The sequence below is a fragment of the Hasllibacter sp. MH4015 genome, from assembly GCF_020177575.1.
Classification (GTDB): domain Bacteria; phylum Pseudomonadota; class Alphaproteobacteria; order Rhodobacterales; family Rhodobacteraceae; genus Gymnodinialimonas.
The window spans coordinates 3,149,077-3,169,461 of sequence record NZ_JAHTBK010000001.1 but is presented as its reverse complement, the minus strand read 5'-3'; the positions used below and the strand labels follow the sequence as shown (position 1 = coordinate 3,169,461).

General features: G+C 61.5%; 23 protein-coding genes. 13 read left to right on the top strand and 10 right to left on the bottom strand.

Going from position 1 to position 20,385, the window contains the following annotated elements; translation table 11 throughout:
- Positions 1-7: 7 nt before the first annotated feature.
- From dapA to KUW62_RS16190, 7 genes are all read left to right on the top strand, one after another.
- Positions 8-880, top strand: coding sequence for a 4-hydroxy-tetrahydrodipicolinate synthase (gene dapA, locus KUW62_RS16220; RefSeq protein ID WP_224816505.1), 873 nt, complete (start codon positions 8-10; stop codon positions 878-880).
- Between the two features lie 54 nt (positions 881-934).
- A complete protein-coding gene (gene smpB / locus KUW62_RS16215; protein WP_224816504.1) occupies positions 935-1,411 on the top strand; it encodes an SsrA-binding protein SmpB in 477 nt (158 codons plus the stop codon).
- Positions 1,412-1,535: 124 nt separating this feature from the next.
- Positions 1,536-2,399: a 3-mercaptopyruvate sulfurtransferase gene (sseA, locus tag KUW62_RS16210; protein WP_224816503.1), complete on the top strand. Its 864-nt coding sequence runs from the start codon at positions 1,536-1,538 to the stop codon at positions 2,397-2,399.
- The gene (locus tag KUW62_RS16205; protein ID WP_224816502.1) at positions 2,396-2,953 is read left to right on the top strand and encodes a GNAT family N-acetyltransferase; all 558 of its coding nucleotides are present in this window, start codon (positions 2,396-2,398) and stop codon (positions 2,951-2,953) included. The genes sseA and KUW62_RS16205 overlap by 4 nt, the downstream gene beginning before the upstream one ends.
- 75 nt (positions 2,954-3,028) lie before the next feature.
- On the top strand, positions 3,029-3,652 hold the full coding sequence (locus KUW62_RS16200; protein ID WP_224816501.1) for a queuosine precursor transporter: 624 nt from the start codon (positions 3,029-3,031) through the stop codon (positions 3,650-3,652).
- Between the two features lie 297 nt (positions 3,653-3,949).
- Positions 3,950-4,369 (top strand): alternative ribosome rescue aminoacyl-tRNA hydrolase ArfB, encoded by a 420-nt coding sequence (arfB, locus tag KUW62_RS16195; RefSeq protein ID WP_224816500.1) that lies wholly within the window; start codon positions 3,950-3,952, stop codon positions 4,367-4,369.
- Between the two features lie 171 nt (positions 4,370-4,540).
- On the top strand, positions 4,541-6,295 hold the full coding sequence (locus tag KUW62_RS16190) for a DUF262 domain-containing protein (protein WP_224816499.1): 1,755 nt from the start codon (positions 4,541-4,543) through the stop codon (positions 6,293-6,295).
- On the opposite strand, the gene pncB is transcribed toward KUW62_RS16190, so the two are convergent.
- Entirely contained in the window at positions 6,292-7,584 is a 1,293-nt protein-coding gene (pncB, locus tag KUW62_RS16185; RefSeq protein ID WP_224816498.1) for a nicotinate phosphoribosyltransferase, read from the bottom strand. The genes KUW62_RS16190 and pncB overlap by 4 nt on opposite strands.
- Before the next feature lie 72 nt (positions 7,585-7,656).
- Positions 7,657-8,142 (bottom strand): ester cyclase, encoded by a 486-nt coding sequence (locus KUW62_RS16180; RefSeq protein WP_224816497.1) that lies wholly within the window; start codon positions 8,140-8,142, stop codon positions 7,657-7,659.
- A 142-nt stretch (positions 8,143-8,284) separates the two neighbouring features.
- Here KUW62_RS16180 and KUW62_RS16175 point away from each other — a divergent pair, with 142 nt between their 5' ends.
- Together KUW62_RS16175 and KUW62_RS16170 are read left to right on the top strand one after the other, a co-directional pair.
- Positions 8,285-9,124 (top strand): LysR family transcriptional regulator, encoded by an 840-nt coding sequence (locus KUW62_RS16175; RefSeq protein ID WP_224816496.1) that lies wholly within the window; start codon positions 8,285-8,287, stop codon positions 9,122-9,124.
- 5 nt (positions 9,125-9,129) lie between these two features.
- Positions 9,130-10,218 (top strand): class I SAM-dependent RNA methyltransferase, encoded by a 1,089-nt coding sequence (locus tag KUW62_RS16170; RefSeq protein WP_224817133.1) that lies wholly within the window; start codon positions 9,130-9,132, stop codon positions 10,216-10,218.
- Here the strand turns inward: KUW62_RS16170 and KUW62_RS16165 are convergent.
- Together KUW62_RS16165 and KUW62_RS16160 are read right to left on the bottom strand one after the other, a co-directional pair.
- Positions 10,215-11,204, bottom strand: a complete 990-nt coding sequence (locus KUW62_RS16165; protein WP_224816495.1) for a DUF4268 domain-containing protein — start codon at positions 11,202-11,204, stop codon at positions 10,215-10,217. The two genes, KUW62_RS16170 and KUW62_RS16165, sit on opposite strands and share 4 nt — an antisense overlap.
- 10 nt (positions 11,205-11,214) lie before the next feature.
- Positions 11,215-12,327, bottom strand: coding sequence for a serine/threonine protein kinase (locus KUW62_RS16160; protein WP_224816494.1), 1,113 nt, complete (start codon positions 12,325-12,327; stop codon positions 11,215-11,217).
- A gap of 185 nt (positions 12,328-12,512) precedes the next feature.
- Between KUW62_RS16160 and KUW62_RS16155 the strand changes: the two genes are divergently transcribed.
- Positions 12,513-13,508, top strand: coding sequence for an HWE histidine kinase domain-containing protein (locus KUW62_RS16155; RefSeq protein WP_224816493.1), 996 nt, complete (start codon positions 12,513-12,515; stop codon positions 13,506-13,508).
- An 84-nt stretch (positions 13,509-13,592) separates the two neighbouring features.
- A complete protein-coding gene (locus tag KUW62_RS16150; protein WP_224816492.1) occupies positions 13,593-14,462 on the top strand; it encodes a mechanosensitive ion channel family protein in 870 nt (289 codons plus the stop codon).
- Here the strand turns inward: KUW62_RS16150 and KUW62_RS16145 are convergent.
- Positions 14,456-15,133 carry a nucleotidyltransferase domain-containing protein gene (locus KUW62_RS16145; RefSeq protein WP_224816491.1) on the bottom strand — a complete coding sequence of 226 codons (678 nt, stop codon included), beginning with the start codon at positions 15,131-15,133 and terminating at the stop codon, positions 14,456-14,458. The two genes, KUW62_RS16150 and KUW62_RS16145, sit on opposite strands and share 7 nt — an antisense overlap.
- Before the next feature lie 110 nt (positions 15,134-15,243).
- The gene (gene pncA, locus KUW62_RS16140; protein ID WP_224816490.1) at positions 15,244-15,837 is read right to left on the bottom strand and encodes a bifunctional nicotinamidase/pyrazinamidase; all 594 of its coding nucleotides are present in this window, start codon (positions 15,835-15,837) and stop codon (positions 15,244-15,246) included.
- Positions 15,838-15,883: 46 nt separating this feature from the next.
- Here pncA and KUW62_RS16135 point away from each other — a divergent pair, with 46 nt between their 5' ends.
- Positions 15,884-16,372 carry a hypothetical protein gene (locus KUW62_RS16135; protein WP_224816489.1) on the top strand — a complete coding sequence of 163 codons (489 nt, stop codon included), beginning with the start codon at positions 15,884-15,886 and terminating at the stop codon, positions 16,370-16,372.
- 10 nt (positions 16,373-16,382) lie between these two features.
- On the top strand, positions 16,383-17,282 hold the full coding sequence (locus tag KUW62_RS16130) for a rhodanese-related sulfurtransferase (RefSeq protein WP_224816488.1): 900 nt from the start codon (positions 16,383-16,385) through the stop codon (positions 17,280-17,282).
- A 23-nt stretch (positions 17,283-17,305) separates the two neighbouring features.
- On the opposite strand, the gene KUW62_RS16125 is transcribed toward KUW62_RS16130, so the two are convergent.
- The 4 genes from KUW62_RS16125 to KUW62_RS16110 all read right to left on the bottom strand — a co-directional run bounded on the left by KUW62_RS16125 (position 17,306) and on the right by KUW62_RS16110 (position 20,116).
- A complete protein-coding gene (locus KUW62_RS16125; protein ID WP_224816487.1) occupies positions 17,306-18,472 on the bottom strand; it encodes an MFS transporter in 1,167 nt (388 codons plus the stop codon).
- Between the two features lie 260 nt (positions 18,473-18,732).
- Entirely contained in the window at positions 18,733-19,092 is a 360-nt protein-coding gene (locus KUW62_RS16120; protein WP_224816486.1) for a hypothetical protein, read from the bottom strand.
- A 71-nt stretch (positions 19,093-19,163) separates the two neighbouring features.
- Positions 19,164-19,562, bottom strand: a complete 399-nt coding sequence (gene csgH, locus KUW62_RS16115; protein WP_224816485.1) for a curli-like amyloid fiber formation chaperone CsgH — start codon at positions 19,560-19,562, stop codon at positions 19,164-19,166.
- Between the two features lie 119 nt (positions 19,563-19,681).
- On the bottom strand, positions 19,682-20,116 hold the full coding sequence (locus KUW62_RS16110) for a hypothetical protein (RefSeq protein WP_224816484.1): 435 nt from the start codon (positions 20,114-20,116) through the stop codon (positions 19,682-19,684).
- Positions 20,117-20,385: the final 269 nt, after the last annotated feature.

The window sequence follows — 20,385 nt, the reverse complement described above, 5'->3', positions numbered from 1 at the left end:
CTGGCCGATGTTTCATGGTTCGATCCCCGCCCTCGTCACGCCGTTGACCCATGGTGCTGTGGATTTCGACGCGCTGAAACGGCTGGTAGAATGGCATATCGCGGAAGGCTCCAACGGGTTGGCGCCCGTCGGGACCACTGGCGAAAGCCCGACGCTGAGCCACGAGGAACACGAGGCGGTCATCGAAACCGTGGTCCAGGTTGCAGCCGGCCGTATCCCGGTCATCGCGGGCGCCGGGTCCAACAACACGGCAGAGGCGTTGCGCTTCGTCCAGCACGCCAAGGATGTCGGCGCGGACGCGGCGCTTGTGGTGACGCCCTATTACAACAAGCCCACCCAGCGCGGGCTGATCGCCCATTACGAGGCATTGAACGCGGTCGGTATTCCGATCCTCATCTATAACATCCCGCCCCGGTCCGTGATCGACATGACGCCTGAGACGATGGGGCACTTGGCGAAACTGCCCAATATCGTCGGCGTGAAGGATGCAACGGCGGACCTGTCGCGCGTTCCCAAGACCCGGATCACCTGCGGCATAGATTTCATCCAATTGTCCGGGGAGGACGCGACGGCCGTGGCGTTCAATGCGGGCGGCGGCCATGGCTGTATCAGCGTCACCGCCAATGTCGCGCCGCGGCTATGTGCCGAGATGCAGGCTGCGACCCGCGCGGGTGATTACAAGGCCGCCCTTGAATACCAGGATCGGCTGATGCCGCTTCACGATGCGATCTTCACCGAACCGGGTCTCTGCGGCGCGAAGTACGGGATGTCCGCGCTTGGCCTGTGTTCGGACGAGGTGCGCCTGCCGCTGATTGGCCTGAGCGATGAGACCAAGGCCAAGGTCGACGCCGGACTGCGCCATGCGGGCCTCATGAACTGATCCGATCCAGGGCCCGTGGACTCGGGGCGATGGAGTGCCTAGATAGGCGAAACCATGGCCAAACCGACTGACACTCCAAACTACAAGGTCATCGCCGAAAACCGGCGTGCCCGCTTCGATTACGCGATCGAAAGCGATTTGGAGGTCGGGATTGTCCTGGAAGGTTCGGAGGTGAAAAGCCTGCGTCAGGGCCAGTCGAACATCGCCGAAAGCTATGCCGAGGTGGATGACGGCGAATTGTGGCTCGTGAATTCCTACATCGCCCCCTACATCCAGGCCAAGACCTTCGGACACGAGGAAAAGCGCCGCCGCAAATTGCTGGCTTCCAAAAGGGAGGTGTCGCGCCTTTGGAACGCCACGCAGCGGCAGGGCATGACGCTCGTCCCGCTGGTGATGTATTTCAACCACAAGGGCTTCGTGAAGCTGAGGATCGGCGTCGCGAAAGGCAAGAAGGCGCAGGACAAGCGAGAGACGTCGGCCAAGCGCGACTGGAACCGGCAGAAACAGCGGCTGCTGAAGCAAAACGGCTGAGCCTGCCGACCTCCTGGGTGGATCTTTCCTTCATGACGACACCGCATCCGCGCGTGTGCGAAGACTTGCGTGGCCTTGGGGCGCGGCGTAGGACAGATCGCATATCCGCAAACGGGAGCCGGACATGGGTAAGGTCATCACCGGGGACGATCCGCAAACACTGGTCTCGACCGAGTGGCTGGCCGCACATCTCAACGACCCCGATCTGCGAATCATCGACGCGTCCTATTACCTTGCGGAAATGGGACGAGACGCGAAAGCGGAGTATGACGCGGCCCATATCCCCGGCGCGCGTTTTTTCGACATCGACGAGATTTCCGACCGCCGTTCGGACCTGCCCCACATGGTCGCCCCGGTTGAAAAGTTCATGTCCCGCATGCGCGCCATGGGCGTGGGCGATGGCCACCAGGTCGTGGTCTATGACGGGATGGGCCTGTTTTCTGCCGCGCGCGTCTGGTGGAATTTCCGCTTGATGGGCAAGAGTGACGTGGCGGTTCTGAATGGCGGCTTTCCCAAGTGGCAGGCCGAAGGTCGCCCGGTCGAGGACATGCCGCCGATCATCCGTGACCGGCACATGACCGTGCAGCGTCAGGCCCATCTGGTGAAGGACGTCACGCAGGTCGCCTCCGCCTCCAAGCTGGGGGATTGGCAGATCGTCGACGCCCGCAGCCCCGCCCGTTTCCGCGGCGAGGAGCCCGAGGCGCGCGCGAACCTGCGCGCGGGGCGCATTCCGAATTCCAGAAACGTCCACTATGCCACGCTGTTCAACGAGGACGGTACGATGAAAGAGGGCGACGCCCTGCGCGCCGCGTTCGAGGCGGGCGGCGTGGACCTCGACAAGCGTATCATCACCACCTGCGGCTCCGGCGTGACGGCGGCGATCCTGATGCTCGGCCTGATGCGGTTGGGGCAGGAGGATGTCTCGCTCTACGACGGGTCCTGGGCCGAGTGGGGTCAGTTCGAGCAGTTGAAGGTCGAAACCGGATGAACGTGGTCCCTGCGGGCACCAAGGTCGACTACACCATCACCTATCTCGAAATGCCCGAACGTCCCGATATTGCCCCCGCGCAACTGCCCGGCGATGTCCGGCTGGAGCGCGCGATTGATCCGCCTGTCTGGTACTTCCTGTCGCTCTACGAGGCCGTGGGTCAGGAATATGAATGGCAGGACCGTTTCATCCAGGCGGAGACCGATCCGCAAGCCCTGCAGGACTTCGTGCGCCATCCGGATGTGGTGATCTGGACGGCGATCCGGAACGGCTGGCCCGCCGGGTTCTACATGCTCGATTGGTCCGAGCCGGGGGAATGCGACCTTGCGTATTTCGGGCTGGTGCCGCAGGCCGTGGGCAGCGGGCTCGGCCGTCCGCTTCTGCAGACAGCCATCGCCACGGGATGGGCGCGGGACGGGGTGGAGAAGATGACGGTCAATACCTGCACCCTGGATCATCCCGCCGCCCTGCGCCTTTACCAATCCATGGGGTTCGAACCGGTGGACCGGGAGGTGTGCCAGCGCACCCTCATGTATGACCGCCACGAGGGTTGACGGGGCACGACCATGGGCGTATCCGGCGCGCCTGCCCTTCTTGGGCCAAGTCTCCGACCACCTTGTAAAAACGGAATGAAACCCATGCGTATCCTGCCCGGCATTCTTGCCATGGCGGCCATTGTCGTCGCCTCCAACATCCTCGTGCAATTCCTGTTCGGCCAATGGCTGACCTGGGGCGCGTTCACCTATCCGCTGGCGTTCTTGGTGACGGACGTGATGAACCGTGTCTACGGCGCGGGCGTTGCGCGGCGCGTCGTCTTCGTCGGCTTCCTGGTGGGCGTTGCCTGCTCCCTCATCGGGACGCAGATCATGGGCGAATTCGGACCGCTGGTCACGTTGCGCATCGCGCTTGGGTCCGGCATCGCGTTCCTGACGGCGCAACTTCTCGACGTGGCGATTTTTGATCGCTTGCGGCAGGGGAAATGGTGGCAAGCGCCTGTTATATCTAGCTTAATCGGATCGTCCGTTGACACGGCGCTCTTCTTCTTCATCGCGTTCTCGGGCGCTCTGACAAGTCTTCTGCCGGGCGATGTAGCCTGGGCGAATGAGATCCTCCCGATCCTCGGCATGGGCCCCGAGGCGCCGCTTTGGGTGTCTCTGGCCATTGCGGATTGGGGGGTGAAACTTGCACTCGCATTGATCGCCTTGATCCCCTTCCGCCTCATCACACGGAAAATTTCGCCAGTGCTTGTGTAATTTCTTTTGACATCCACAAAATCTGTGGCAGCATCACCTCAACAGCAACCAAGCGAAAGGAGGTGATCCAGTGTCTAGAAAGGTATTGGAGACGTGTGACGGGACAACTTGGGAGGCGCGCCTCTAGGGCAGACCCTTGGGCGCACCGCCCATCCCAAGGTGGTATATCCTAACCGATCCCACCTCCTGAACTTTCGAAAGGGTCGCCGCAAGGCGGCCCTTTTTCGTGCGAATTCGAGGATATAGGACCGGTATAGTCTTGGTATAGAACCGGTATAGACGCGGGACGAGAGGGCCATGCTTCGCATCACGGACCAGATCAGCATCGAGGACTGGGAGATCACGGAGCAGTTCGTGCGCGCCTCCGGGCCGGGCGGGCAGAATGTGAACAAGGTGGCGAGCGCGGTCGAACTGCGGTTCGAGGCGGCGCGGTCACCGGCGTTGAGCGACGCGGTGAAGGGGCGGCTGCGCCGGATCGCCGGGCGGCGATGGACGAAGGACGGGGCAGTGCTCTTGCAGGTCTCGGAGGAGCGGTCCCAGGCGCGGAATAGAGAGATCGCGCGGGAGCGGTTGGCGGAGCTGATCCGGCGGGCGCTGGTAGCGCCGAAAAAGCGGAGGCCGACGCGGGTGTCGCTGAACCAGAAGCGGAAGCGGGTGGAGGCGAAGAAACGCCGCGGTGAGGTGAAGGCGTTGCGGGGGTCTGTGGGGGAGGATTGAGCGGGGGTGTAGCGCGTCATCCTGGAAGTTGCGGATTGGGGCTTTTGGGTTGCACCCGCCCTCCGTGGGCTAGCGAAAGCCAACGTGCCGACCTAGCAAAATGGTGTGAAACGCTTTTTCTGAGCGACAAAGTGTTCCAACATATCAAAGACACGAATCTAGGACACCGATATGTCAAAAATCACGCACAACACCGGCGAGACTTCGTTTGATCAAGTAATTGGAGCGGGTAACATCTATGTCATCCCTTACTTTCAACGACCCTACAAATGGGCCAAACCTGAAATAGAGGGACTGATCGACGACATCGAAAGGGTTGCAGACGCCGAGGTCGACAGTCATTTTTGTGGTGCGATTATTATTGCGCAACAACCTTCTAAGCCATCCGATCCAAACGCATATGAAATTGTGGATGGTCAGCAGAGAATGACTTCCATTTTTATCACTTTGTGCGCTGTTATCACTCTCCTTTCGCGCAGAGGAGACGGTGACGAAGCTCGAAAACTATTCCATAAATACATAATTCATACCGAGAAATATCTCGAGAAGTCAAATGCAAAAATACAATCCTCACAGCTTGATCGAAAGTCGATGAATGATGTAATTGAAAGTACGCGAGCATCGATTGTAAATACTGTTGAAGATGTGAGCCAAATAAGAGAATTTCATCCTCTCTCAACATCAGCGTTAGCTCCGAACCAAACTGTTAAGAAAAACTATGACCGCGCCTTGGTGGCAATTCAAAACAAGTATGAAAACTCGTTAGACGATGGTCTAGAGCGCTTCTTATCTGCATTGCTTAGTGGTCTCCCAGTAGTTCAAATCGATGTTATCGACCCAACTTCTGGTCCAATAATTTTCGATCGACTGAATTCGAAGCAAAAGCCAATGACAATTGGAGATCTTGTAAAGAACGCAATTTTTCAGAAATCAGCGTCAAGGTCGCCTGTTGAAGTCGAAAAACTTCATGATGATATTTGGACTCCATTTTATGGTAGATTCCAGGATGATCGTTCGGGAAAGAATCTTTTCGATAGCTTCTTTTTTCCGTACGGTCTTATTTCTGATCCTTCCACAAAAAAGAGTGAAGTATTTAACAAGTTGCAAAAAGAGTGGCAGACTTCGACCTCCCCAGAGCAGGTTGTCGAGCGCCTTGCCCATTGGCAACCGGCGTTTATGGACATTGTTACGGGAACGGAACTGCACAGTTTCGATGGACGGCTGAAGAACTGTATTTCCCGCCCATCTCGTTTTCGACTACCCTCCTCTGCTTTGCCATTTTTGATGAGTGCTTATCGTAGTGCTCAGCTCGATGAGATTTCTCAAGACGAGGCTGCAGAAATTTTTGATTTCACTGAAGGTTTCCTGGTAAGACGTGCGCTTTGTGGTGTTGAGCCAACGGGCTTGCACGCGCTTTTTAAGGACCTTTGGAAGAATTCCGATGGCGGTAGGAGTGCCGATGCTTTATCGCAACTGGTGCGAACTTCCCCAACGATTTTTTGGCCGGATGATACTGCTGTGCATAATGCGGTGATTGAACGCCCCGTCTACACGGCGAAAATCACCAACTACGTTCTGGCGGAACTCAATAGAGCATCTGGTGGTGATGTGCCGCCCGGCGATATTGTGATCGAACATGTGTTACCGCAAAAAGTTAAAGCGGGAACATATGTCGGGTTCTCACCTGAAGACCGAAAGTCACTTACTCACACTTTGGCCAATCTACTACCACTAAGTCCATCAATGAATCCTGGTATTGGCAACCTTGAATACAAAAAGAAGCGCGCGGTTTACGCGGAGGATTCGATGTATAAACACGTCCGGGAGTTCGCGGCTGAATATGAAGATTGGACTCCGGAGGCTTTGAGGGATCGTGCCGAAAGGCTTTCAGATTGGGTGCTAACTCGGTGGCCGCTTCCTGCTTAAACCACCACCTCCACCCGTTCCTGCTCACCCACCCCAAAGACTCGCTTGTAGCGCTCGATCTCTGCCCCCGGCCCCATGGCTTTCTCGGGGTTGTCGCTCAATTTGACCGTTGCCTTCCCGTTTGCAGCCACGGCTTTGCAGACCAGGGAGAACGGGGCCAAGGCGTCGTTGTCCACCAACCCTCGGAAGTCGTTCGTGAGCAGGGTGCCCCAGCCGAAGCTGACGCGGACGCGGCCGGAGAATTGTTTGTGGAGGGTCTCGATCTTGTCGACGTCCAGCCCGTCGGAGAAGATCACCAGCTTCTCGCGGGGGTCTTCGCCGCGGCTCTTCCACCAATCAATCGCGGTCTCGGCGGCTGTGGCGGGGTCGCCGGAGTCGATGCGGATGCCGGTCCAGCCAGCGAGCCAGTCGGGGGCGTTTTCGAGGAAGCCTTCGGTGCCGTAGGTGTCGGGCAGGATGATGCGGAGGTTGCCGTCGTGTTCCTCGTGCCAATCGCTCAGCACGTCATAGGGGGCGTTGGCCAGCGCGGCGTCGTCGGGGGCGAGGGCGGCGTAGACCATGGGGAGTTCGTGGGCGTTGGTGCCGATGGCCTCCAGATCGCGGTTCTTGGCGATGAGGCAGTTGGAGGTGCCCGCGAAGCTGTCGCCCAGGCCCTCGCGCATGGCCTGGACGGCCCAATCCTGCCAGAGGAAGGAGTGGCGGCGTCTTGTGCCGAAATCGGCGATGCGCAGGTCGGGGGTCTGTTGCAGGCGTTCGATCTTTTCCCAGAGCTTGGTCATGGCGCGGGCGTAGAGGACTTGCAGTTCGAATTTGCCCATGCGGTTGAGGACGGCCCGGCCGCGGAGTTCCATGAGGATGGAGAGGGCGGGAATTTCCCAAAGCATGACCTCGGGCCAGGCGCCTTCGAAGGTCAGCTCATATTGATCGCCGACACGGTCGAGGTGGTAGGGGGGGAGTTGTAAATTCTCGAACCATTCCATGAAGGCAGGCGAAAACATCTGGCGTTTGCCGTAGAAGGTGTTGCCGCGCATCCAGGTGGACTCGCCCCTTGTGAGGCGGAGGGTGCGGATATGGTCGAGTTGTTCACGCAATTCGCCTTCGTCGATCAGGTCGGCAAGCGGGATGTGTGTGGAGCGGTTGATGAGGGAGAACGTGACCTGGGTGTCCGGCTTGTTGCGGAAGACGGACTGGCACATCAGCAGCTTGTAGAAATCGGTATCGATGAGGGACCGGACGATCGGGTCGATCTTCCATTTGTGGTTCCAGACGCGGGTGGCGATGTCGACCATGGATGGACCCCTTGCACGTGACGCTTCGGACCTTGGCCCGAAGGTGTTGGGACGTGCAAGGGGCGGTGGCGGTTACTCCGCCGTCAGTTGCTGGATCGCGGTGGCCCATTCCTCCACGTGGTAGCTTTCCACGATCAGGCCGTCTTCGACGCGGTGGATGTCGATGGACATGATGTCGAAGCTGTTGCCGGTGGGCGGGTCGATGCCGAAGAAGGGTGCGACCGGGGTGCCGGTGGCGCGGCCCCGGACGATGTAGCGTTCGCCGGATTGCAGGATTTCAACCGCCTCCCATTCCAGGTCGGGGATGATCTGACCGAAGGCGGCCATGGTGTTGGCGAAGCCCTCCGCCCCCGGGCCGCCGAGGGGGGTGGGGGTCGTGACCCAATCCTCCGCCACGACCTCCCGTACCATGTCGGGGGTTGTCGCGGCGGGGTCGGTCAGAAGCTCAGTGTAGAAGCGTTCGACCACGGCGAGGCCATGGCCGTCGGCCAGCACCGGCGCGGTGAGGGCGGCCACGGCGAGGGTGGCGGCGGCGAGCGTGGGTTTCAATCCGGTCATCTTGATCCCTTTCGGATGATGTTGCGATGTCTGGAGAGATTGGCGCGGGGTCCATTTTTCGTGTAGAACAAAAGAAACAAAGCAAGCCTTCGGAAAAGACGAACAATTGGACCGGCTACCGTCTTATCAATTCCTGCGGCGCATGGCGTATTTCGCGGTGATCGCAGATGCAGGCTCCATCCGCGCTGCGGCGGAGCGATTGCGGTTATCCGTCCCCGTCGTGTCGGCTGCCCTGGCGGAGCTGGAAGCGGAACTGGGCGTGTCGCTCGCCGTGCGTACGACGCGGTCTTTCCAGCTGACCGATGCAGGCCATCGCGTCCGGGGAAAGGCGGTTGGAATCGTAGCCCTGGCGCTTGAGGCATTGGAGGAAGGCGCGGAAGATCGTCCGTTGACCGGGCGATTGACCCTGACCCTGCCGGTCGAGCTGGCGACCCATTGGGCGCCGCCGATCCTGCAGACGTTCCGGGCGCGTCATCCGAAGGTGGATTTGCGGGTGGAGGAAAGCGACGGCGTTATCTCGCTCCATAACAGTGATGTGGACCTAGCGATCCGCACGTCATGGGTGGCGGAGGGCGCGGGCCCGCGTGTCCGCTGCCTGATCGCGGCGGACGGGGTCGCGCCGGAATGGCAGGGAACGGGATACCGGATGCGATGCCCCCTGATCGGCACAGCCCAAAGTCGCCCGATCATCACCGGAACCGACATGTCACGGGGCGACGCGGACGTTACCGTGACCTTTGATTGTGTTATCGCCGTGACCACGAAGACCACCGCGCGGGAAATGGTGCGCGCGGGTTTGGGCGCGGCGCTGTTGCTGGAGCTTGGGGACAGCGCCGGATTGCGAGAGATCGGCACGGATTTGAAATTCGGGGCATTGGAGATGGAAGTGGTTCTCAGAGATCCGATGCCGAGCCGCGAGGTGGCGGCGTTCCTGAAACTGGAGCCGATTGCGGCGTTGCCCATTGTCGGGGCGCGACCGTGAGCGGGATGTTCCTTGTGGCGGTGCCCGGCCTGGAAGGACCGTTGGAGGACGAGGCGCGCGCCCTGGGTTTTGAAGGCCTGCGTCGTGTGGCGGGCGGTGTGGAAGCGCAGGGTGATCTGGCCGAGGCGGCGCGGGCGAACATGCATCTGCGCTGCGCGGTGCGCGTGTTGCTGAGGATCGCGGAATTCCGGGCGATGCATCTGGCGCAACTCGACAAACGGGCCAGGAAGGTGGATTGGCGGGCGGTCCTGAGCGCGGATGAGCCGGTGCGCGTGGAGGCCACGTGCCGACGCTCGAGAATCTACGTCAACAAGGCGGCGGTGCAGCGGGTTGCCGGCGGGCTGGAGGCGGCCGGGATCGCGGTGTCCAGGGAGGCCGAAATCGTCGTGAAGGTGCGGATCGACGATGATCTGTGCACGATTTCCGTCGACACGACCGGGGAGGCGCTGCACCGGCGGGGCCACAAGGAGTTCGTGGGAAAGGCGCCGTTGCGGGAGACTATGGCAGCCGGGTTCCTGCGCGTCATGGGCTTTGACGGGAGCCAAGCGGTCGTGGACCCGATGTGCGGGTCGGGGACGTTCGTGCTTGAAGCGGCGGAGATTGCCGCCGGGCTGGTCCCCGGGCGCTCACGATCATTTGCGTTCGAGCGTATGGCCCGCGGCGGGAGCCTCCGGCGGGGATATTTGGAGCACATGGAAGACAGGGTCGCGCAAATCGGCGGCGTGCGGTTCTTCGGGTTTGACCGGAACGACGGGGCCATTCGCGGCGCGCGCGGAAATGCGGAGCGGGCGGGCGTGGAAGAGGTGGTCGCGTTCGAGCGGGCGGCGGTGAGTGACTTGGTGCCGCCCAATGGCGTGGCGCCGGGGCTGGTGCTGGTGAACCCGCCCTATGGCGGACGGATCGGGGACCGGAAGCTGTTGTTTGGATTGTATGGCGCGCTGGGGTCGGTGCTGGCCGATCGCTTTGGTGGTTGGCGCGTGGGGCTTGTGACGAGCGATGGAGGGTTGGCGAAGGCCACGGGGCTGGAGCTTGAGGCTTTCGGGCCCGTGGATCATTCGGGGACGAAGGTGAACCTGTGGCGGGGGATGGATTAGGCGCTGTCGTCCGTCATGTCCGCAAGATCAAGCGCGCGGATGCGCGGGGCGAAAGCGCGGTGCAACTGGTTGAGCTTGTCCGCTAGCCATTCGTGTTGACTGGGCCAGTCTGAGCGGTCCTCGGGGTCGGTATTTTCACGGAGAGTGTAGATGCGGGCGTCTTGCCTATCAGGAAGCGGATCGTAGGTGAGGGGGAAGCCGAGTTCGGCTTGGATGTGTGGCGCGTCTTCACGCAAGATGGCCAGATAGGATTTGGCATCGGGGCCACGGATATAGACTTCGGCACGGATGGCGTTTCGCTGGCGAAGCATGACCGCACCTAGCCCGAAGTTCGTGCGCCCGACGGAGTAGTTTATCCAGCCGCGCGGCCTAGCCTTGCGGGTCCCGGCAACAGGACCAGGGCTTGCGGACAAAGTGGTATTCAAGGCCTCCCAATAGGCGAGTTGGGTTTGCCGCACATCCGACAGCGCATCCTCGTCAATCGCGGTCGCCGCACGGGCCACGGCGCGGGACCAATTGTTGGGTTTGGCAACGATGTTGAATTTCGGTGCCACGGGCGATGCGGCAATGCGCCAAAGTTCGACCTCGATGCCGAAGAAGCGGAAGCTTGCATCGGTGATCGTGTTGAGCCAATCGAGTGTGGCGCGATGTTCCTCGGTGAATTTCGCGGCAATCCAGATAATAGTGACGGCCTTCAGCCCGCTGGCATAGGTAAGCAATTGCCCCAGATGCGTATGATCTGTGCGCTCAAGCTGATTTTCAATTAGGACCCACGTGTCTGACCCAATCTCTTTGCAAAGAATGTCCGCACGGAAGGGGCCCACGGATTTCTCTTGCGCCTCTAATTCCAGATCGAGCGACAGAGTATCGCCGAGCGCCTTGAGATTGGCCTCTTCGGCGAGCCAGGGCGTGAAGTCTGCAGCTTCGGTTTGCCAAGCCGCGCGGAGGTCCACGCTTTCTAAAGTGCCAAGGGCGATATCGGTCATGTGGCTTAGGCTACTGCACCGGAAAATAATCCTCCAGTCCACCTTCGCGATAGACGTCCGCCGTGCAGCAGTGGAGCCCGCCACCGAAGGCGTAGGCGTCGCGGAGGTTAACGGGGATGACCTCCATCCCGAGTTTGTCCATCTGTTCCATCTGGTAGACCTCGGACGCTTCGACGCAGACGGTTTTTGGGTCGAGGACAAGGACGTTCATGGAAAGCCAGGTGGAGGAATAGCAGAGCGGCGGGGGCGCGTTGTGGGCCGGTTGGGCGGCGTCGACGATTTCCCAATCGTTCTTTTCGAAGAGGGCGCGTTGATCGTCAGGGAGGCGGCGTTGCGGATTGTTGAGGATCAGGCCGGGGCGGAGCGGCGTGAAGGTCGCGTCGATATGGATCGGGTAGGGGTCGCCGGGGAAGTTCACCGCATGGACGCGGTGATCGGGGAAATGGCGGGCAAGCCATTCGATGCCCTTGAGGTTGGTGGTGAAGCCGTGCTGCACCACGAGGTCCCGGCCGAAGCGCAGGACATCGGCGGCGTCGAAGAGCGGCTCCTCCTCCGTCGTGACGAAGAACTTCTCAGCCGCCCATTGCAGGCGCTTTTCGACGCCGATTTTGTCGGACAGGTAATCGGGGTGGTAGTCGGCGTCGGTGAGACGGGGCTTGGGCGCGGCCTCGTGCCGGAAGTTGGGGTCTTCGTCCCAGTATTTTTGCATCAGGGGGCGATAGTTGAGGTATTCGAACCAGCGGCAACGGTAGGACATCGTGGCTTCGAGGATCTCGGAGCCGACGGTCAGCAGGACGTCGCGGGGCGGCATGCAGCCGAACTGGCTGTCGGTGTGGAAATCCGGTGTGGTCGCGGGTTTGGAATGGTCGATGGGCGTGGGGCGATCGACGCGGATGCCGCGCTTTTCGAGGAGCGATGCGAAATTATCGAGAAGCTCATTCGCGCGGTCGATGGTGTCCTGTGGGCGCCGTCCCCATTGGCCGCGCATGTCGCTGTCTTCCGGCACCTTCGCGTCGAGCGCGGGCTCCTCCGGTGGAATGTGGCAATCGTCGGCGCGGCCTACGATGACGTGGCGCAAAGGGTCCCATTCATTCCAGCTGTTGACGATTGTTTTCGCGGTCATGGCACCCTCCCCGGCCTGTATACAGCCGGGATGGTTTAGGCGTGGTTTGGGTGCCGGGCAAGGGGCGGTCTTGGCACGCGATGCGTTTAAGGTATTTTATTGTACGGACCACCGGTTCCGCATTAGCTTGCCCCGTCAAACCGGTCGAAATGACTGATTTTCCTGCGCGAAGGCCGAATTGTGCGATGAGTGAAATGACATCCGCGCTGAAGGAACAATATCTGATCGCCGTCAAGGTCGCCGGTCTTGGGCTGGGCCGTGTGGATTATATCGACGACACGATCACGCTGGATGCGCGCGCCGCGGCCTTGTTCGACCTGCCGGCGGAGGAGGCGAGTCCGCGTGGTGACCTGCATGCCCGCATTCATCCCGAGGATCGCGCGAAGATCGACTACCAGGTCGATATCCTGCTGGACCCGGACAAGGACGATTTCATCGACGTGCAGCACCGGGTTCTGCACGGCAACGGTGACGTCGTGTGGGTGAGCGCGCGCAAACAGGTCTCGTTCGAAGACGGACCGGATGGCCAGAGACCGGTCCGGGGCCTCGTCGCGATCATGGACATTTCGGAGCATAAGGCCGCGCTGGCGCATAACACCTTCCTGATGCGGGAGCTGACCCACCGGTCCCGCAACCTTCTGTCCGTTGTGCAGGGTCTGGTCCGGCGCACATTGCGATCCGGCCCTTCCGAGACATTCGAGGAGCGCCTTCTGCAACGGTTGGAGGGATTGGCGCGGAATTCCGATGCGCTGTCCGAGGATGCGTGGCGGCACGCCGACCTGAAGCAACTGGCCATTGCGCAGCTATCGGGCTTCGTCGATCCGCACGGGTCCCGGCTTCGGCTGGAAGGAGGCAGCGCCAAGTTGGACGCAGCGCAGGCGCAGGCGATCGGCATGGCGTTCCACGAACTGGCGACCAATGCGGTCAAATACGGTGCGCTTTCATCGTCGGACGGTCAGATCATCCTGAATGCAGGGCCGTCCGAAGACGACGAAGCCACGTTCGAAGTGACATGGACGGAGGTTGGCGGGCCCTCGGTCACGGCGCCATCCCATGCCGGATTCGGGACCACGGTTCTGACCGATCTGGTTGCCGGTGCGGTGAACGGATCCGTCGACGTGTCCTATCCCGCGCGGGGCCTGGTGTGGCGATTGCGCATGCCCAACCGCGATCTGTCCTAGGCGAACCGTCCGCTATCCGCGCGGCGGCGGTGAACCAAACCCGGTCCTTTGCGTTGCCTTGCGAAGGACAGGAGAGACCCGCCCATGGAACCCGTGAACATTCTGTTGCAGCAATTGCGCGACATTGCCCGCGCGTCGATCGAAATGCTGCCGCAGCTTGCCGTCGCTGTTGTCGTGCTTCTGCTGACCTGGGGCATTGCGAGGGGGGTGCAGGCGCTGCTGTCGCGCGTCATGTCGGGATCGAAGCTGCGCCCGAGCCTCAAGGAATTGTTCGAGCTGTTCGCGGGCATCTTTGTCTGGGTCATGGGGCTGATGATTGCTGCCGTGATCGTGTTCCCGAACCTGACGCCGTCGAGCATCCTTGCGGGGCTTGGCATCGGATCGGTCGCCATCGGGTTCGCCTTCAAGGACGTGTTCGAGAATTTCCTGGCCGGGATCATCATCCTGTCGCGGCGCAAGATGCGGATCGGGGATCATATCGAATGCGAGGGGATCGAGGGCGAGGTGAAGAAGATCGCCATCCGTGAAAGCCATATCCGCCAGACAGATGGGCAATTGGTGATCGTGCCGAACGCCATGCTGTTCAAGAACCCGCTGACCATCCGCACAGATCAGGAAGTGCGCCGGGTCACGGTGATCTGCGGCGTCGCCTATGGCGAGGATGTTGATGCGTCGCGCGACGTGATCGCCAAGGCGGTCGAGGGCTGCAAGAGCGTGGTGGGGGAGAAGCCGATCCAGATTTTCGCGCGGGAATTCAACTCCTCCTCCATTGATTTCGAAGTGACGTGGTGGACCGGATCGAAGCCGGTGGACGTGCGCCAATCCCGCGATGAGATCGTGGCCGCCGTGAAACGCGCGCTCGACGATGCGGGTATCGAGATCCCGTTCCCCTATCGCACCCTGACCTTCAAGGAACCGCTGTCACTGGCGCAGCAGGGTGAGGGGGATCAGTAGATCTTCAGCCCGAGCGTCTGTTCGAGATTGGTAAGCGTGGCGTCTTCGAACGCCGCGGGCCAGTCGATGCCTTCGGCCTTCGCGAAGGCCCGCGCGCGGGGCAGGTAGGCGGCGGCGTAGGCGCGATGCGCTTTGATGACGCCGTCGCGTGTCGGGACCAGGGGCGGCAGACCGGTCAGAAGCCTTTGCTGCGCCTGTGTCAGGCGCGGGTTCAGAACCAGCGCGCCACCGCCAAAGGGCACGCCCGCCTCCGCGATCAGAAGGTCGATCAAGTAACGGCGCAGGTGTGTGAGCCCGGTGACGCCATTGATGAATTCCTGCCGCCCCACAACGAGGGGGAGGAGGGCGAGAACGCGGATGAACTCCTCGAACTGGTAGGCATGGCGGCGGACATCGCGCTGCGGCGCAGGCGGGCTTGGCGGAAGCGTGTCGTAGAGCGCGTCGCGATCAAGCAGGACCTGCACGCCGTCTTGCGTGTGCCGACCAAGCTGCGCCGGTTGCAGGACCAGCGCGTCGATCCGAATGTCGGGTGCGAGGATGGCGTTGATGAGCGTCGGCGCGACGGAGCGGTCGCGCCAGAGAACGAGCTGACCGAGATCGGAAAGCGTATCCCGCCAGAGCGCCGCGATGTCATCGGTCAGCCCCGCCTCCGTCACGATCACGAAATCCATGTCGCTTTAAGCGTCGGCGGTGCCGGTCCCGTGGCTGCCGCCAAGAAAGACGGCGCGGATTTGGCTCTCGCCCGAGAGGGCTTCGGTGATCTGGCTGGCGAGCGGTGGGATCATGCCAAGAGGACACCGGTTTCGCGCATCCCTTCTCGGGCGGCATTAAGGGAGCCGTCGAAGTCGATGGCGCGGGTCAGATCCTCCCGCACGGTGACGTTGAAGCCCAGTTTCGCGGCATCCACGGCGGAGAAGTTCACGCAGAAATCCGTGGCGAGGCCGACCATGGTGAGGTCCGTGATGCCGCGCGTCCGCAGGTAGCCTTCGAGGCCGGTGGGCGTGGTGTGGTCATTCTCGAAGAAGGCGGAATAGCTGTCGATGGCGGGGTTGTAGCCCTTGCGGATGATGAGGTCCGCGCGGTCGATTGTGAGGTCCGGGTGAAACTGCGCGCCGATGGAGCCCTGGATGCAATGATCGGGCCAGAGCACCTGGGGACCGTAGGGCATTTCGGTCATGGTCATCGGCTCGGCATCATGGGTCGAGGCGAAGGAGGAATGCCCCGCCGGGTGCCAATCCTGGGTGAGGATAACGGCGGGGAAGTCGGCCATAAGCGCGTTGATACCGGGGACGATTACGTCACCCTCAGGCACAGCGAGCGCGCCGCCGGGGCAAAAGTCGTTTTGCACGTCGATGACGATGAGGGCTTGGGTCATTCGAGGCTTCCTTGCATCCTAGTCCAAGGGCTATCTGAATCGGATCATGGAGCAAGACGTGAGTGGACCTCAAGCAGATGAACCGATGAGCCGCATCCCGATCCGGGCGCGGCCATTTGTATTTGTTTGCGGTGTGATCCTGTTCGGCTTGATCGCCGCGAGCGCGTTCAATGCAGCGATGAGCGGCGCGGGAGGCGCGTCGGTTTTCTTTTTTGTCACGTCTCTGATCTTTGCGGCCGTGTCGGGGTACGTTCTGATCCGTGATCTGGTCGGTGAACGTGCCATCGTGTTGGGCCCGACCCATTTGGAGATGCCGGGGACTTTGCTCAGACGGGGCGTCCAGCGAGTGGATTACGCCGATATTCGAGGCATCGAGATTGCGACCATCAAGCTGTATCGCATGCTTCAGGTTCAGACGCGCACACGGCGCCACTCGGTCATGGATTTTGAGATGCCGCCCGGACTGAGCCTTGAGGAACTTCGTGAGGCGATTGGGGACGCCGCCGAGATTGCGACGGGACGGAAGCTGGATTAAGCCGCGCCCCATGGTCACTGTTGCTGCCCTCTATCATTTCGCCAAAGTGCCGGACCCTTCCACCGTGAAGGGGCCGTTGGCGGACGTTGCGTGCAACGCAGGGGTGAGGGGGTCGTTGTTGATTGCGCCGGAGGGGATCAACGGGACGATTGCGGGGTCGCGCAAGGGGATTGATACGGTTTTGGCGCACATTCGGGCTTTGCCCGGATTTGCCGGGTTGGAATGGAAGGAGAGCCATGCGGAGGCTCCGCCGTTCGGGAAGCTGAAGGTGCGGCTCAAGAAGGAGATCGTGACGATGGGCGCGCCGGGGCTGGACCCGGCCTCGGTCGGGACCCATGTGGACCCCGCCGATTGGAACGCGCTGATCCAGGCGCCGGACGTGGCGGTGATTGATACGCGGAACGATTACGAGGTGGCGATTGGGACGTTTGAGGGGGCGGTGGACCCGGAGACGACGAGCTTTCGCGATTTTCCGAAATGGTGGGACGAGAACAAGGAGCGGTTCGGAAACAAGCGGATTGCGATGTTCTGCACGGGCGGCATCCGGTGTGAGAAGTCCACCGCGTTCCTGAAAGCGCAGGGGGTGGAGGAGGTGTACCACCTCAAAGGCGGCATTCTGAAATACCTCGAAGAGGTGCCGGAGGAGGAAAGCCTGTGGCAGGGCGGCTGCTTCGTGTTCGACGAGCGGGTCGCCGTGGGCCACGGGTTGAGGGAACTGCCATATGACCTGTGCCGCGCCTGTCGGCAGCCGATTACGGCGGAGGATCGCGAGCGTGGGGCCTTCGAGGAGGGCGTATCTTGCCACCGATGCATCGACCTCCACAGCGATGCGGATCGCGCGCGGTTCCGGGAGCGGCAGAAGCAGATCGCCTTGGCCAAGGCGCGGGGCGAGATGCATCTGGGGCGGTAACGCGTCGGTGCCCTGAGCCGGGGTCAGGTCCGCGTGCGACCGCCCGCCAGAAGAATCAGCGCGGCTAGCGCCGCCACGGCGGACGACGTGTAGATCACCGTCTGGAAACTGCTGATCTGCGCAATCAGGCCCACGGCGGGACCGGCGAGCAAGCCGCTGATCATCAGCGCATTCCAATACATCGCCGTGGCCTGCGCCGGACGGTCGGGCGCGAAGCTTTGCACGTAGGAAATCCCGAGGCTGGCGAAGAGCCCGTAATAGAGCCCCTCTAGCGCCGCGCCGAAAAGCATCTGGGGCAGCGTGCTGACCGAAGCGAGGACAAGGATTGCGCCGATGGCCAGTAAGGTCGCCGCCATCAGAGGCGCGCGCAGGCCGAAGCGGGCCATCAGGACAGGGGTGGAGAAGATCGCGATGACTTCCACGAACGTCTTGACGCTGAAGGCGGTCCCGGGAGCGAAATCGGGCAGACCGACCTCTTGCGTGAAGAACAATGGCAGGGCCGAGAAAGTGAGGCCATGGGCGATGGACAGGCAGAACACGAAGGCAGCGGCGAGTGCCAGACCCTTGGGAGGTGCGATGGTGGTGCCGGGATCGACCGGTCTGGGGGGTGCCTTGGCTGTCGCGTTTCGCGGCAGGGATGTCCACCATAGGGCAAGCCAGAGAAGGCCGAGTGCCATCGCCCCCTTGAACACAATGGCGGGGCCATAAAGGCCGGCCGCCAGAAAGCTGAGCGCGGGGCCGATCATCCACGCGGTCGAGGTTGTGGCCCGCATGATCGCATTGAAGCGCGGACGGTCGATGCTCGCCCCTTCCGCCAGATGGCCGCCAAGGCTGAACATGGTGGAGATCGCCGACGCGCTGAGCCCGAAGCCAAGCGCGCCCATGGTCAGCATAACCGGGAGGCTGGGTGACAGGCTGAGCGCCAGTGCCGCCAGCGCATAGCCGCCCGCCGCAAGGCCGATCAGGGGAAAGACCGGCGCGCCGCCATCGATCCGCCGCCCGAAGGCGCGGTTGGTGCCCACGGTCAGTGCAATGGCCAGACCGGAATAGACGCTGAGAATCCAAGGCGCTTGCCCCAGCCCATCGATCAGGAAGAAGCCCATGAACGGGACGATGGCAGAATTGCTGAGCGTGCCGACGAAGAGCAGCAGCAAGAAGGGCAACAATCCATGGAACCGGAATCGGGCCACCAAGGCACCCCTTGCAAACGGATGGCTGAGCCGTCGCATAATTCGGCTTCGCTCCACAAGCACAAGAAAAAGCCCCCGACCGCTTCGGCCGGGGGAGGTGGGACACGTCAAAGGGACGATCTTCCCTTGGGGGGAAGGAGGGGATGGAGAGGTCCGGACGCCCGATCAGTCAGGGGAAACGGGGGCTTGGGTCGATCGAGCGTCCGGGGTTCCGGCGCCCCGGTGAAGGGGAACCGAACTGGGTGGGCTGGGTAAGGGGATTACCAGCCGAATACGAAGGTCAGGTCGGCATCGCCGTTGCCCTGAACGAGGTGGGCGTCGGTGTTCTCACCGAACTGGAAGACGCCGCCGGCTGCGTTGCCGTTCTGGGCGATGGAGCCGTTATGGCCGTTGCCTTCCTGGTGGATCACGCCGACCGAACCGTTGGCGGCCTGCTGAAGCGTCTCCACCGGGTCAGCGCCGTTGGCGATCTGGAAGAGCACCAGGCCACCGCGGATCAGGTCCGCTTCTTCCTGGGTCTGGGCGTTGATGCCGAAGCTGATCTGCTGGGCGGCGACGGGAACGGTCGTGGCTGCGGTGGCGGCAACGAGGGCGAGGGCGGTAAAGGTTTTCTTAAACATGGCAGTGTTCCTTGGAAAAATAGGTTGGTTAAAAAGGATCGGATAAAAGGGTTTGTATTGAGGTCTTGGGGTTAGAGGGACACGGGGCAGCTGTAATTGCGGCCGTCGATGGTGAGGGTCAGTTCCGCATCAAGGCTGGAGGCGGAGCCGGACATTTGCATACGGCCAAGTTCGACCGTCTGACCGGCATTGGCCGAGAACGGGCCACCCTGGTTCATGCGGGTGCCGGGGCCTTCGACGCGCAGCTGGTAGATGCCGGAGACGGCCTCGTTGGCCTGCACGACCGGTTCCAGCACGAAGCCGTTGCCGGAGGTCTGGATGTTCACGGCACATGCGACGGGTGCGGTGGCTTGGGCGTGGGCTTCGCGGGTCATGCTGTCGGTTTCGGCAGAGATCGCGGTGCAGCCCAGGACGGCCGTGCTGATCGCGGCGAGGCCGAGGGCCGTGCGGGATTTGGAAATCTTGGTCATTGGCCTGTCCTTTCAAAAAATTGGGTTTGGGGTGGTGAAATATCTGGGTCTTGGAAAATGATCCGGCGGCGGGATGAGGAGGGGAAGGAAGGGGCACCCCGCCGCCGGATGGGCCAGGCTTAGTTGGCCTGGATGATGTTGGCGGTGTTGCCGACGCCGCTCTGGCTGATGTGACCGGACTGGCCGTTGCCGACCTGGATCACAGCGCCGGAGTTGAAGGCACCGTCGCTGACGACCGATGCGTCGTTGCCGACACCGAACTGGGCGATGCCGTTGGCATTCGCGAAACCGGTCTGCTGGGAGTAGGCGTTGTTGAACGCGCCTTCCTGGCCGATGGCGGTCGTGTTGAAGTCACCGTCGGTGTAGCCGATCGCCTGGTTGCCCCAGCCGCCCTGCGACACGGCGGTGTTGTTGCAGTTACCCAGCTGGGTCACGCCGGCACCGTTGCCCCAACCCCACTGGTTGGCGGTTGCCAGGTTGCAGGCGGAAGCGGAGCCGGCAGCGGCGATCAGAGCGATGGAGACGGCGGCGGTTTTGATCAGTGCGAGTTTCATTGTGTGAATTCCTATTAAAATGAAGTTTTGGTTCAGGTGTGTGTTTCAGGTTCAGGTGTTGTGCAGCTCGTTTCGGGTAATGCCCTGTGAGCCGATGAACTCAAATTGGCCCCAACCTGCCTTGACAGACAATTTCAACGCGAAGAAAGGTCATAACGCCCCGATGTTATCGGATGTCATTGTCTTAGTGTTTTGAAATTACGATATAAAAAATGATGAAGGTACCATGTGACGCGACGTCGGAAATGGGCCCGATAGCATCGTGTCAT